Origin of the sequence: Alysiella crassa DSM 2578, from assembly GCF_000745955.1 — a bacterium.
GTDB lineage: Bacteria > Pseudomonadota > Gammaproteobacteria > Burkholderiales > Neisseriaceae > Simonsiella > Simonsiella crassa.
Map to the genome: position 1 here is coordinate 54,172 of NZ_JQKH01000007.1, position 12,319 is coordinate 66,490.

16 protein-coding genes and 1 tRNA gene are annotated in these 12,319 nt (G+C 45.4%); 10 read left to right on the forward strand and 7 right to left on the reverse strand.

Annotated features, from left to right (window positions below):
* Nucleotides 1–33: 33 nt before the first annotated feature.
* Together Q338_RS02065 and Q338_RS15285 are read right to left on the reverse strand one after the other, a co-directional pair.
* Nucleotides 34–294, reverse strand: coding sequence for a FeoA family protein (locus Q338_RS02065; protein ID WP_034291486.1), 261 nt, complete (start codon nucleotides 292–294; stop codon nucleotides 34–36).
* Nucleotides 295–436: 142 nt separating this feature from the next.
* Nucleotides 437–559 carry a hypothetical protein gene (locus Q338_RS15285; RefSeq protein ID WP_280517478.1) on the reverse strand — a complete coding sequence of 41 codons (123 nt, stop codon included), beginning with the start codon at nucleotides 557–559 and terminating at the stop codon, nucleotides 437–439.
* Here Q338_RS15285 and Q338_RS02070 point away from each other — a divergent pair.
* Both Q338_RS02070 and Q338_RS02075 read left to right on the forward strand, forming a co-directional pair.
* Nucleotides 546–2,465: an ATP-binding cassette domain-containing protein gene (locus tag Q338_RS02070; RefSeq protein WP_034291488.1), complete on the forward strand. Its 1,920-nt coding sequence runs from the start codon at nucleotides 546–548 to the stop codon at nucleotides 2,463–2,465. The two genes, Q338_RS15285 and Q338_RS02070, sit on opposite strands and share 14 nt — an antisense overlap.
* Nucleotides 2,466–2,558: 93 nt before the next feature.
* Nucleotides 2,559–3,107, forward strand: a complete 549-nt coding sequence (locus tag Q338_RS02075) for a hypothetical protein (RefSeq protein WP_034291490.1) — start codon at nucleotides 2,559–2,561, stop codon at nucleotides 3,105–3,107.
* A 142-nt stretch (nucleotides 3,108–3,249) separates the two neighbouring features.
* On the opposite strand, the gene Q338_RS02080 is transcribed toward Q338_RS02075, so the two are convergent.
* A tRNA-Arg gene (locus Q338_RS02080) sits at nucleotides 3,250–3,325 on the reverse strand.
* Between the two features lie 111 nt (nucleotides 3,326–3,436).
* Between Q338_RS02080 and yhbY the strand changes: the two genes are divergently transcribed.
* The 3 genes from yhbY to Q338_RS02095 all read left to right on the forward strand — a co-directional run bounded on the left by yhbY (nucleotide 3,437) and on the right by Q338_RS02095 (nucleotide 5,299).
* Nucleotides 3,437–3,730, forward strand: a complete 294-nt coding sequence (gene yhbY / locus Q338_RS02085) for a ribosome assembly RNA-binding protein YhbY (RefSeq protein WP_034291544.1) — start codon at nucleotides 3,437–3,439, stop codon at nucleotides 3,728–3,730.
* A 132-nt stretch (nucleotides 3,731–3,862) separates the two neighbouring features.
* Complete coding sequence (locus tag Q338_RS13645) at nucleotides 3,863–4,672, forward strand: tetratricopeptide repeat protein (protein WP_147293717.1); 810 nt, start codon at nucleotides 3,863–3,865, stop codon at nucleotides 4,670–4,672.
* The gene (locus Q338_RS02095) at nucleotides 4,673–5,299 is read left to right on the forward strand and encodes a hypothetical protein (RefSeq protein WP_051968416.1); all 627 of its coding nucleotides are present in this window, start codon (nucleotides 4,673–4,675) and stop codon (nucleotides 5,297–5,299) included.
* Between the two features lie 69 nt (nucleotides 5,300–5,368).
* Here the strand turns inward: Q338_RS02095 and Q338_RS02100 are convergent, their stop codons facing one another.
* The 4 genes from Q338_RS02100 to Q338_RS14310 form a co-directional block, all read right to left on the reverse strand.
* Nucleotides 5,369–6,163 (reverse strand): inositol monophosphatase family protein, encoded by a 795-nt coding sequence (locus Q338_RS02100; RefSeq protein ID WP_034291492.1) that lies wholly within the window; start codon nucleotides 6,161–6,163, stop codon nucleotides 5,369–5,371.
* 162 nt (nucleotides 6,164–6,325) lie between these two features.
* The gene (locus Q338_RS02105) at nucleotides 6,326–6,769 is read right to left on the reverse strand and encodes an ExbD/TolR family protein (protein ID WP_034291494.1); all 444 of its coding nucleotides are present in this window, start codon (nucleotides 6,767–6,769) and stop codon (nucleotides 6,326–6,328) included.
* A 4-nt stretch (nucleotides 6,770–6,773) separates the two neighbouring features.
* A complete protein-coding gene (locus Q338_RS02110) occupies nucleotides 6,774–7,433 on the reverse strand; it encodes a MotA/TolQ/ExbB proton channel family protein (protein WP_034291496.1) in 660 nt (219 codons plus the stop codon).
* Nucleotides 7,434–7,488: 55 nt separating this feature from the next.
* Nucleotides 7,489–8,760, reverse strand: coding sequence for an energy transducer TonB (locus Q338_RS14310; RefSeq protein ID WP_051968417.1), 1,272 nt, complete (start codon nucleotides 8,758–8,760; stop codon nucleotides 7,489–7,491).
* Nucleotides 8,761–9,008: 248 nt separating this feature from the next.
* Here Q338_RS14310 and Q338_RS02120 point away from each other — a divergent pair, with 248 nt between their 5' ends.
* The 5 genes from Q338_RS02120 to Q338_RS02140 form a co-directional block, all read left to right on the forward strand.
* Nucleotides 9,009–9,488 carry a GAF domain-containing protein gene (locus Q338_RS02120; RefSeq protein WP_034291553.1) on the forward strand — a complete coding sequence of 160 codons (480 nt, stop codon included), beginning with the start codon at nucleotides 9,009–9,011 and terminating at the stop codon, nucleotides 9,486–9,488.
* A gap of 60 nt (nucleotides 9,489–9,548) precedes the next feature.
* Nucleotides 9,549–9,977: a hypothetical protein gene (locus Q338_RS02125; RefSeq protein WP_034291555.1), complete on the forward strand. Its 429-nt coding sequence runs from the start codon at nucleotides 9,549–9,551 to the stop codon at nucleotides 9,975–9,977.
* 40 nt (nucleotides 9,978–10,017) lie between these two features.
* The gene (locus tag Q338_RS02130) at nucleotides 10,018–11,115 is read left to right on the forward strand and encodes an MBL fold metallo-hydrolase (RefSeq protein WP_211249419.1); all 1,098 of its coding nucleotides are present in this window, start codon (nucleotides 10,018–10,020) and stop codon (nucleotides 11,113–11,115) included.
* A 235-nt stretch (nucleotides 11,116–11,350) separates the two neighbouring features.
* Entirely contained in the window at nucleotides 11,351–11,848 is a 498-nt protein-coding gene (locus Q338_RS02135) for a hypothetical protein (RefSeq protein WP_034291498.1), read from the forward strand.
* A gap of 226 nt (nucleotides 11,849–12,074) precedes the next feature.
* Nucleotides 12,075–12,319: transposase family protein (locus Q338_RS02140; RefSeq protein ID WP_034291500.1), on the forward strand; the 245-nt coding region annotated here is incomplete at its 3' end.

Here is a 12,319-nt window from a genome sequence, read left to right on the forward strand (position 1 = left end):
CTTGATTTTTTATTTTCAGGCTGCCTGAAAATTTTATAATGGCATACAAATAATCTTCTTCGCTTCCGCGCGGCGCAAAGTAAACTGCGATTGATTGCCCAAACGCACCGCATAAGGTCCAATGCCAAACACGCCATGCCCAATCACTTCCACCGTCTGCCCTTCATTAAAACCCAAATCTTTCAAACGGCGCATAACCATTTCATCTAATTGACCAAATTCCTGATTTGCCACAATCGCGTGAATTTGGAAAATTTGATTTTTTTTCAATTGATTCAATGTACACTGTACCATGATAACACCTGTTGTTAAATGTAGTTGAAAACTGTTATTAATTATAATTTTGGCGAATGAAGAAATCAAGATAGATTCAAGGTTTCAGGCTGCCTGAAGACATTATTTTTGTTTTGTGTCAAATATCATGAAATTTAAACCATCAATCATCTAAACTTGACCACACCCCAAATTTCACGGCAGAATGATTGGTTTTATTTTTCAGGCAGCCTGAAATCTCTTTAAATTGCCATTTATTGAATCCAATCATTATGATAGAACTCAAAAACTTAACCCTACAACGCGGCACCAAAGTCTTGCTGAATCAAGCCAACGCCACCATCAACCCACGCCAACGCGTTGGTTTAATTGGCAAAAACGGAACAGGCAAATCCAGCCTATTCGCCCTGATTAAAGGCGAAATCAGCCAAGACAGCGGCGATTGTCAAATCCCCAAAACATGGAAACTGGCAGCCGTTGCCCAAGAAACCCCCGCTTTGGACATCTCCGCGCTGGATTATGTGTTGCAGGGCGACCCAGAATTGCAACAGTTTCAGGCTGCCTTACTCGTGGCGGAAGCGGCAAATCATGGCAACCAAATCGCCGAAATTCACGCCAAATTGGACGAAATTGACGCTTATTCCGCGCCCGCTCGCGCTGCCAAATTGTTGAGCGGTCTCGGTTTTTCGCAAGATGAACACGTCAAACCTGTCAAAGCCTTTTCGGGTGGCTGGCGCATGCGGCTGAATTTGGCGCAGGCATTGATGTGTCGCGCCGATTTATTGTTGCTGGACGAACCAACCAACCATTTGGATTTGGAAACCGTGTTGTGGCTGGAAAACCATCTCGCCACACTGCCGTGTACGCAAATCATTATTTCGCACGACCGCGATTTTTTGAATGCGACCACCACCCACACCCTTGAATTATCAGCACAAAAATTGCATAGCTACGGCGGTAATTATGATTTTTACCTGAAAGAACGCGCCCAACGATTAGCCAATCAGCAAGCTGCCTACACCAAACAACAGGCACACATCAAACATTTACAATCTTTTATTGACCGATTTAAGGCAAAAGCCACCAAAGCCACGCAAGCCCAAAGCCGCGTTAAAGCATTAGAAAAATTAGAATTAATCTCCCCCGCGCATTTGGACAGCGAATTCAGTTTTGAATTTGAGCAGCCCACGCATTTGCCCAATCCCTTATTGAAATTGGATACAGCAAATTTGGGCTACGGCGATGAAATTATTTTAAAAAATATTACTTTATCGCTGGAAAATGGGGCGCGATTTGGTTTACTGGGCGTGAATGGTTCGGGAAAATCCACATTTATCAAAGCCCTTGCAGGCAGCCTGAAACCCGTAAGCGGACAAATCATCAAATCCGACAAATTAAACATCGGTTATTTCGCGCAACATCAATTGGATACGCTGCGCGATGACCAAAGCCCCATTTGGCATATTCAACAATTATCGCCCGATGTGCGAGAGCAAGAAATTCGTAACTATTTGGGCGGATTTAATTTTATTGGCGATATGGCAACGCAGCCGATTGAGCCATTTTCGGGCGGCGAAAAAGCGCGTTTGGCGTTGGCGATGTTGGTGTGGCAAAAACCAAATTTGCTGCTGCTGGACGAACCGACCAACCATTTGGATTTGGATATGCGCCACGCGCTGACGGTGGCATTGCAGAGTTTTCAGGGCGCGATGATTTTGGTGTCGCACGACCGCAGTTTGATTGAAGCGACCACCGACCAATTTCTGTTAATCCATTCAGGCAGCCTGCAAGCATTTGACGGCGATTTGAACGATTACCGCGCATGGCGTTTGGCGCAAGAAAACGCCGCCAACGCCCCCGCCCAGTCCAGCCAATCGCAAAACCGCAAAGATGTGAAACGTTTGGAAGCGCAAATTCGGCAGGAACGCTCGCGCCGCAGCAAACCGATTCAACAAAAAATTGACAAAGCCGAAAAAGAGATGTCCATTTTACAAGTCAAATTGACCGATTTAGAGCGGATTTTGGCAGATGAGGTTACTTATCTACCCGAAAATAAGACAAATTTACAACAATTTTTAACCCAAACCGCCGAAATTAAAGTAAAATTAAGTGAATTGGAAGAAAACTGGTTGCAATGGCAAGAAGAGTTAGAATGTGTCAATGCAGAAATTGATGCGGAATTTGCCGAGTAATTCGTGAAAATGCAACAGTTTTCAGGCTGCCTGAAGTTATTTTTCATCTATACTTTGGGCGGTGATTCTGTTGTTAAAACAAGGAACCTGATGATGAAAAAACCTTTAATTGTCTTAGCATTTGCCGTAGCTGCCAGCCCAGCGTTGGACGCGAAAGTATATAGCTGTGGCAATGGCTGCTACACGTCTAATCCCAAAGCTGCAAAAGGTCGCGCCAATTTGGGGCGGCAAATCGGCAGCTATACCAGCACCTTACCTAAAGAAGAAGTGGTTACGGCAGACAAAATCGCTGCCCCACGCACAGTGGAAGTAGCGCAACGTCGCGTTGCCGTACCTCGTCCACGCACAGTTGCCGCAACCACATTACGCGCCCCTACGACTGTGCCCGTTGCTTTGCAACGCCAAGTGGACACTGCACCACGCCGCTCCACCAATAGCGGTCGTCGCACCATTTTGGAACAAGAGCTGAACAATGAACGCACCGCTTTGGCGCAAGCGCAAAAAGCCTTGACCGATGGTCGCGCAGTCAATACGCAAACGGCTGACGCAGGTCATCAAACGCGAATTCGCCAATTGGAAAGCGCGGTATTAGACCGTCAGCAAAATATTCAGGCTTTGCAACGCGAATTGAGCCGTATGTAAATCAATCATCAAAAAAGGATTTGGATTGGTAAACAAAATCTCCCATTGAATAAATGGGAGATTTTTTGATTTTGCCAATTCAGTTATCATAAAAATTTTAGGCAGCCTGAAAATGAATTTTCAGGCTGCCTATAGGTGTATATGGCGCACCCGACTGGGTTCGAACCAGCGACCTTCAGCTTCGGAAACTGACACTCTTCCAACTGAGCTACGGGTACGGAAAGGCTGTAGAATACCTGAAATTGCGCTATTTGGCAAAAAAATTCTTCAGGCTGCCTGAAAATTCGGTACAATACGCCGTTTTTATTATTTTAGTCAAAGCAGTAAGCATGAATGAACAATCTTTAAGTAAACAAGAGCGATTGGCACTCAAATCGCAAGCCCATCATTTGAATCCCGTAGTCATGGTTGGACAAAAGGGTTTAACCGAAGCGGTGGTACAGGAAACGGAAACGGCTTTACGCGCCCACGAATTGATTAAAGTACGCGTATTGGGCGATGACCGTGATGAACGCTTGGCAATTTGCCATGAATTGTGCGCGGCAACAGGGGCGCAATTGGTGCAACACATTGGTAAATTATTGGTTTTGTATCGCAAAAATGTGGACGAAACGGAAAAATAATTTTCAGGCAGCCTGAAATATAGTACACGGCACAATGGGGTGGATAGGCATATCCGCCCTTTTTACTTGATGATATGGCGATTAAAAATGTTAAAATAATCGCTTCTTTATTTTGAAATGTGAAATGGCTGAATGATGAAATATTGTGTTTTGCCTTTGGTTTTGATATTGGCGGCGTGTGCGAAAACGCCACCGTCTGTGGTCGCTACGTCTGCGCCAACGCAAGCAATACAATCTGAAATTAAAATCGCGGAATTAGCCAATATTTACGAGCAGGATTCCATAGGTGCGGTGGTGTCTTTATTGCAAACACCGCCCGCTCAGGCTGCCAGCGAAGCGGTGGCGGAACAGGTGGCGGAATCGCCCAAAGAACTTAAAACCCCACAAGCCGTTCGTAAACCCAAAGAGCGGGCGAAACCCAATCCACCCAAACCCCCTGTGCCAAAACCGAAAACCAAACCCAACCACACCAGCCCTAAAACCACCACCCCCGTTTCTGAAACAACGCAGCCTGCAAGCCTACCCGAAAAAGCGCAAGAAGTGCCAACTTTGGCGGAAATCGCGCCGATTGCTTCTAATAACGATGTGTATGTGTCGGCGCAAAAAGCGTATCAGCAACGCGAGTATCGCAAAGTGGTGAATTTATTACGCAGCGCGGATTCGGGCGACGATGGCAGCGTGTCAGCGCGTAAGCAGATGTATTTATTATTATTGGCTCATCAAAAATTGCAAAATTGCCAATCGGTCATCAGTATTGGGCAACGCTTGGCAGGGCATTTTTCAGGCAGCAATGAATCGGCAGAAGCGCAATTTATGGTCGGACAATGCCAATGGAGCATACAACAACGCGATATTGCCAAAGAAACTTGGCGCAGACTGATTGCCAGCCAACCACAATCCGCCGCCGCCAAACGAGCCAAAACTTCATTAGAGCAAAAATAAATGTTAAAAAAAATTTGTTTAATCAGTAGTGTATTAATTTGTTTGAACGCGTGTGATAAATTCCACGCCAATGCAGACACTTATGCAGCAAGCAATGCCGTAGCTGCATCAGCAACTGTTATACCGAAGCCAAAACAAAATTTGTTGGAAGACCGTGAAGCCTTATCGTTGGCAAAAACGCGTTTGCAAGCCATGCCGCAATTTGGCGGCAAACCTGTGCAGGTGTTTGGCAATATTGATTTTTTTGATGGTGTGCGTCCGCGTATTGAATTATCGGTGCAAAGTCCTGATAAAGCCGATGATATTTGGATTTTACGTTATGAACACGAGCAATGGTCTTCACCCATTTTAGACGAAGATGAAGAGATTAACCGCAACAAAATCACCCCTCATCTCACGCCTTTGAGCGAGATTCATTTTGAAGACGTGGTTTACGCTGCGCAATTATGGCGCACCAAAGCCAAAGAAGTGAATGCCGTTTGGACAGAGCCATATCATGTGGCATTTATTTGGATGCCAAAATTAAAGCGACGTTTTTGGCATACAGCAGAAATTGAAACTGTGGGCGCACAGTATTATTTGAGCGTGAATACCGATGGCACGATTTGGGAATGGAAAAAGCTGTAAACCATTTTCAGGCAGCCTAAAAAGAAAAAACACCAGTTAAATCAAATAACTGGTGTTTTTAATTAAAAACTAAATATGTTTACCGATGATTTTCAACATTTGCACCAACATTTTCGGATTAGCCGCCACCACATTGCCGCTTTCCAGCCAATCTTGTTCGCCCTGAAAATCGGTAACAATGCCGCCAGCTTCTTGCACAATCAATGCGCCCGCCGCGATGTCCCAAGGCTTCAAATTAAATTCAAAAAAGCCATCAAATCGTCCGCACGCCAACGAACACAAATCCAATGAAGCTGCGCCTTCACGTCTAGCCCCTGCCGTTTTGGTGATAAATTCTTGCAAAATCGCCAAATAAGTGGGCAACATAGATTGATCCACCACAGGAAAACCCGTGCCAATCAAGCAATGCGGCAATTCAAAACGATTGGATACGCGAATGCGGCGGTCATTTAACAACGCCCCTTGTCCGCGTGAAGCGGTGTACAAATCATTGCGTTCGGGCGCGTAAACCAGTGCTTCCTTCAATACCCCTTTTTCCAGTAAAGCCATGCTGATGGCGTATTGTGGGTGCCCGTGCAAATAATTGGTCGTACCGTCCAATGGGTCAATAATCCATTCAAAATCCGCTTTTTCATTGCCAAACACGCCACTCTCTTCGCACACAATGCGGTGGTGTGGGTAGGCTTCTTGCAGCGCATTGACTAAAATCGCTTCAGCCTGTCTGTCCACATCGGAAACAAAATCGTTAAACGCTTTATTGTCAATGCGAATGGCGGGCAAATTTTTGGTGGCGCGAATCATCAAATCGCCAGCTTTGCGAGCGGCTTTGAATGCGGTGTTCAGGGCGGGATTGAGTGTACTCATGGGGAAACTTTCATCAAAAATTTTTCAGGCTGCCTGAAAATAAGGGGCAGCCTGTTAGGAAACTTGTTAAAGAACATCAAAAAATGTAAACTGAATTATACGATTTTTCGCCTTTTAAATAAACAGGCAGCCTGAAAAATCTTTCAGGCTGCCTTAATAAACTTACTTTTTCGCTTCCATATTAAACGCCACTTTGGACAATTTCGCATCACGCGCCGCTTGCAGCACTTGCAATACAAAATCATACGGTGCGTCTTTATCTGCGCTAATCGCAATGATTTGGTCAGGATTTTCCGCCGCGATTTGCGTAAACCGCGCTTTCAAATCGTCCAACGCCACCACTTTATCCGATTCCGCGCCCAAAGCGTATTTACCGTCTTTGTTTACCGCAATGGTTAAAATGTCTTTTTTGCTTTTATCATCTTGTTTTTTATCCTGTTCTTTTTGCGATGAAACAGGCAAGTTGATTTGCAAAGAATGCGTCAGCACAGGCATGGTAATCATAAACACGATTAACAACACCAACATCACGTCCACCAAAGGCGTTACGTTAATGTCTGACATTGGCGAATCTTCATCGCCATCGCCCATAGAACCAAATGCCATAATATCAATCCTTTACATTAATCAAATAAACATGCAAATCGTGGGCAAATTCATTCATGCGGCGCGACAACACTTTATTTTTACGCGCAAAATAGTTATACGCCAATACCGCAGGAATCGCCACAAACAAACCCACCGCAGTCGCCACCAATGCTTCACCGATGGGGCCTGCCACCGCCGCAATGCTCATTTGACCCGCTTTGCTAATGCCTTCCAGCGCGTGATAAATCCCCCACACCGTCCCCAGCAAACCAATAAACGGCGCAGTAGAACCCACCGAAGCCAATACGCTCAAACCAGTGTCATAACGATTCAAAATGCGTGTCATGCCATAACGGATTTCGCGTTCCAAAAAATCGCTTTTGGGCAAACTGGCAGACAGCATTTTTTGCTGCATATCCGCAAATTGACGATTCGCCGTAATCGCGTGCAATGCCAATTCCGACACGGGCGCGTCAATCACTTTCATGCTCATTTCCGCCGTGTTCAGATTTTCTGCTTTCCAAAACGCATGATAGGCTTCATGGTTACGCTTTTTCGCTTTGAACAACTGCATGCTACGCCATACAATCAAGCACCAAGTAACAATGCTCATGCCCACCAAACTCAAAAACACGCCAATTAAGACGGGGGCACCACTCTCAAAAACTAACTTAAAATTCATTTATTGACTTTCAAAAAATTAAACAATTGGTTTTTCAGGCAGCCTGAAAAACACATCATAAACTAAACACCGTTTTCACCGTAAAACGGGTACGCATGGGCGCACCATCTTCCGATTTCGGTTTATATTTACCCGCTTTAAATGCGCGTAATGCTGCATTATCCAAACGCGGATAACCACTTGATTTGGCAACTCGGGCGGATGACACACTGCCATTTGGTTCAACCATGATTTCAATCATCACCGTGCCTTCTTCGCCATTTTCTTCCGAAGCAGGCGGATATTCAGGTGCAGGACGGGAAATCACGCCACCATCTACAATGCCACCACCGCCGCGTTTGAGCTTATTGCTGTCGCCACCATCGTCATCGCCTTTGGTTTTGCTCTTGCCCTTGTCATTGTCACCATCGCCCACGCCTTGACCGCGTTTGTTCGCCAAATTGCCTGTGCGACCTTCGCCGCCTTCCACACCGTCTCTGCCGCCATTGCGGCTACCTGAACGGTTGCTGCTGCCTTCATCGCTGCCATTGCCTGACACGCCACTACGGTTTTTGCCACCTTCTGCGCTATCGGCGGCGGCTTTGGCTGCTGCCAATTTCGCAGCACGTTCTGCTGCTTCTTTAGCGGCAGCGGCGCGTTCTGCGGCAGCTTTTTCAGCACGTTCACGGGCTTCGGCGGCTTTGGCTTCGCGTTCTGCTTTTTCGGCGGCGGCTTTTTCGGCACGCTCACGCGCACGTTCTTCTGCTTCACGCCGTTCTTGCGCCAATTTTTCCATATCCACTTTAGGTGGTTCGGGTTTCGGCTCGGGTTTTTCTACCTGTTTGGGTTTTTCCACTTTGGGCGGCTCAACGGGTTTTTCAATTGGTTTCGGTTTGGGCTTCGGTTTCGGTTCAGGTTTTTCTTTGGGTTGAACCACGTCAGCAGGTTTATCATCACGCTCCACCGCGTTTACCTGTGCTTTGGGCTTCACCACAGGTTCGGGTTCGGGTTCGGGTTTGGGCTGTGGTTTGGGCTTGGGTTCAGATTTTGGCTGCGGTTTGGGCGGCTCGGACTTGGGTTTGGGTGGTTCGGGCTGAACTTTGGGCGGTACAGGCGCAATCGGTGGGGGTGGTGCAGGCGGCGCGGCGGCTTTGCCCTGCGCTCCTGCTGCTGCGCCATCACCGCCAGACGCCCCTTCTTCCAAAGCATTTAAATCAATGAAAGTTAAGTTATCTATATTAATTGGTTCAGGCTCTTTGGACGTTTTCCACGCCCATGCAATCACACCCACATGCAGCGCGGTAACCACCGCCACCACTATGGCTTTTTTGGGAGTATCGTTTTTCATAGCCCATCATATTAATGCAAACAATTTTTATTGGCAAATTTAAATAATTTTTAAATACATTTATTTACCCAAATTTACAAATCCCCCTTTTCAGGCTGCCTGAAAAGAGACAACAAACCTATTTTATTAAAATAAATTCAACTATTTGCCCCAATAAAATACCCAATTAACCATCATTTAAAACACCGCAAGCAGCCTGAAATTTGCGCTACAATCGCCATTTTTCCACAAAATACCTTACCAAAATCATGAATAAAACAGAACGCTACACCCAATTACTCCCCCAACTCCGCGCCCTACTCGCTGACGATGGCGATTTGCCCATCGCCGCACTCGCTAACACCAGCGCATTATTAAAAGAAACCTTTGGCTGGTTTTGGGTGGGATTTTATCTGGTTAATCAATCTGAAAAAGAATTGCAATTGTCTGCGTTTCAAGGCACGGTGGCTTGCACACGAATCGCCAAAGGGCGTGGCGTGTGCGGACAAAGTTGGGCGAAAAATCAAACCATCGTTGTCCCCAATGTCCACGAACACCCCGACCACATCGCCTGTTCCAGCTTATCGCAATCGGAAATTGTCGTGCCACTGTATCGGCGTAATGGCAGCATTCACGGCGTTTTAGACGTAGATGACACTGAATTAAGCACATTTGACGACACAGACGCGCATTATTTGCGTCAAGTGTGTGATTTATTAACCGAATTGGTGGATTTTCAGGCAGCCTGAAGATTCTTGTCGTGTACAAAAAACAATTTTTCCATAAAACAAATTTATCAAATAAAAAATATGAAAACCAAAGACTTACACTCATTAATCCAGCATCACATTCCCCAAATCCAATATTTAGAATTGGAAACCAGCGAAAGTGTGGAAGCAGAATGTGCGATTTGGCAACAAGATGATTGCACTTTAATTATTGATTTTGAAAACAAAAATCTGGATTCCACCCAAGTCATTGCTGCGCTGCAAAATGTGTCGCGCAAATTGGCATGGCTGGACACGCACCGTGCGGACGTGTTGCAAACCATCAGCACAGAAAGTAAATTAAACGATACATCAAATACTTATATTCAATATGCCGCGTTTTTGATTGAAAACGCAGACGATGTGTTTTGCGATTTTGCCCTTGCCGCGCCGCAATGGGGCGAACAGACCGCCGCTTGTTCATTAGAAGAAGACAATGAATTGATTTTTCACGGTATTGAGACCAATTAATTTGCAGGCTGCCTGAAGATTTAGATTGCCCATAAATATTATGATGAAATTCAAAAATTTATTTAAAAAACGAATACTTATCCCACTTGCTTTATTGGGTGTGTTTGGCGCGTACACGGCGGAAACTTACATCGCCTTTCCCACTTATCCCGCCAGCGACCATTATGACGCGGCGAGTGGGCGATTTCACAATAATCCGCCGTCTCGGGCGGTGGCAAAAGTGGGCTTGACGGCGGCATTGTGGAAAATGGTGTTCCATGAACGCGCCATGCACCCGCCCAGAGCCTTACCCATGCAAACACCTGATTGGCAAGCATTTTTTAAACCCAGTGAGCAGGCAAAATTTGTTTGGTTTGGGCATTCCACGCTGTTTGTGCGACTGAATGGGAAAACGATTTTGATAGACCCAGTTTATGACAACACACCATCGCCTGTGGGTTTGATGATGCACCGTTTTCAGCCGCCGCCTGTGGCATTGGCGGATTTGCCGCCAATTGATGTGGTGGTGTACAGCCACGTGCATTATGACCATTTGGACAGTAAAGTGGTTGAATATTTTGCCCAAAATCAGCCGAATATTCAGTTTATCACGCCGCTTGGGGTGGGCGAATATTTGAAAAAATGGGGCATTGCGCCGCACAATATTCGGGAATTGGATTGGTGGCAATCTGTTGATTTATTTGGCACAACATTTCATGCTGTTCCAGCACGACATGACGCTTCACGCAGCCTGTACGATAAAAATAAATCGCTGTGGGCGGGCTGGGTGCTGCAAACGCCAATTGAAAAAATTTATTATTCGGGCGACAGTTCGTATTCGCCGAATTTTGCTGAAATTGGGCGGCGATTGGGCGGTTTTGATTGGGTGTTTATGGAAAATGGGCAATACAATCAGCCTTGGGAAGACAGCCATATGTTTCCCGCACAAACAATTCAGGCGGTGTTGGACGTGAACGCCAAGCGTTTTGTGCCTGTGCATTGGGCGGCGTATCCATTGTCGGTGCATGGCTGGGACGAGTCGGTACGCGAAAGTGCGAAAATCGCGGCAGAGAAAAATGTGCCTATGGTTACACCCATCATGGGGCAAGTGTTTGACGCGCAAACCCAAACCGAAAAATGGTGGGAAACGGTGAAATAATCTTCAGGCTGCCTTTTGGTACGGCAATTTTACCAACACCTGAAATGTAGGGTGCGTACCACGCACCAAATCATTCAAATAATTGAAATTTCGGTGCGTAAACGGCAAATAGAAAACCCTGTTTGCATGACCAAACAGGGTTTTGGGAAAGCAAAACAGAGTTGGACGCACCCTACATATTTGGCATAGTAAAATTGTCGTGTACCCAAAGGCAGCCTGAAAAAGAAAGAAAATTATGTCCACTATTAATGGTTTTGGTACAACATTTTACGGAGAATGCGATTATCGTACTGATGGCACATACATCACAACTTATTGGATAGTCGTGGCATTTATTCCTATCATTCCCTTATATAGTGCACGAATTTTATACAAAACAGCCGCACCGTTGGACAATAAACCACAATATCAATACGAAAAACTACCTATTCATTGGCAACAAGTAGCACGAATTTGGTCGTTTACTGGTGTATCGGTACTGGGTTATGTGGCTTGGGCATGGTACATGGAATATATCAATGCGAATGACCCTATTCGTGCCAGCAGTTTGGTGGCATTTGCGGTAACCATGCTGTTATTACCATATTTTTTGCGTTATCGTGCAAAAAAGAAAATTGGTTTTGTCGCAAATGTTACCAAGTTACCTGTTTTTACGAAAAAAACGCTTTGTATAATCATTACATTGATTTTATTTATATTTTTATTGTATGGTTATTTTACATTAACCATATGAACATTCAGTAACAGTAGGGTGCGCCGTGCGCACCAAGTTTCAACAAAATCAAAAAACTGTGATTGAATGGGTGCGCACGGCACACCCTACATTTTCAGGCAGCCTTTCAGTACACGACAAAAATCTTTCAGGCTGCCTGTAACCTGTCCCCTCCCCCGTTGGGGACGCAGACCTGCCAAGTTCTTTTGGTGTAAAATGATAAAGTTAAACTAACGGTAATTTGACCATGCAAACTTTGGAAACCTACTTTTCAGAAATTGAAGACAAAAGACGCAGCGAAGGTAAACGTTACGCGCAAGCTAAATTATTAACAGCCATTGTGATTGCGATAATGGGTGGTGCAAAAAGCTTTCGTGATATAGACCGCTTTTTGAGTAACAATATTGACGATTTAAAACAATATCTTGCTTGGGAACGCGATGCGACACCGAGTCATGAAAAAATCCGAACCTTTATTGGCAGTTTGGATTT

Coding starts and splice junctions, on each gene's coding strand:
- Q338_RS13645 (WP_147293717.1), top strand. CDS start 3,863: ATGATGAAATATTGTGTTTTGCCTTTGGTTTTGATATTGGCGGCGTGT.
- yhbY (WP_034291544.1), top strand. CDS start 3,437: ATGAATGAACAATCTTTAAGTAAACAAGAGCGATTGGCACTCAAATCG.
- Q338_RS02075 (WP_034291490.1), top strand. CDS start 2,559: ATGAAAAAACCTTTAATTGTCTTAGCATTTGCCGTAGCTGCCAGCCCA.
- Q338_RS02100 (WP_034291492.1), bottom strand. CDS start 6,163: ATGAGTACACTCAATCCCGCCCTGAACACCGCATTCAAAGCCGCTCGC.
- Q338_RS02070 (WP_034291488.1), top strand. CDS start 546: ATGATAGAACTCAAAAACTTAACCCTACAACGCGGCACCAAAGTCTTG.
- Q338_RS02125 (WP_034291555.1), top strand. CDS start 9,549: ATGAAAACCAAAGACTTACACTCATTAATCCAGCATCACATTCCCCAA.
- Q338_RS02105 (WP_034291494.1), bottom strand. CDS start 6,769: ATGGCATTTGGTTCTATGGGCGATGGCGATGAAGATTCGCCAATGTCA.
- Q338_RS02095 (WP_051968416.1), top strand. CDS start 4,673: ATGTTAAAAAAAATTTGTTTAATCAGTAGTGTATTAATTTGTTTGAAC.
- Q338_RS02120 (WP_034291553.1), top strand. CDS start 9,009: ATGAATAAAACAGAACGCTACACCCAATTACTCCCCCAACTCCGCGCC.
- Q338_RS14310 (WP_051968417.1), bottom strand. CDS start 8,760: ATGAAAAACGATACTCCCAAAAAAGCCATAGTGGTGGCGGTGGTTACC.
- Q338_RS02130 (WP_211249419.1), top strand. CDS start 10,018: ATGATGAAATTCAAAAATTTATTTAAAAAACGAATACTTATCCCACTT.
- Q338_RS02065 (WP_034291486.1), bottom strand. CDS start 294: ATGGTACAGTGTACATTGAATCAATTGAAAAAAAATCAAATTTTCCAA.
- Q338_RS02135 (WP_034291498.1), top strand. CDS start 11,351: ATGTCCACTATTAATGGTTTTGGTACAACATTTTACGGAGAATGCGAT.
- Q338_RS02110 (WP_034291496.1), bottom strand. CDS start 7,433: ATGAATTTTAAGTTAGTTTTTGAGAGTGGTGCCCCCGTCTTAATTGGC.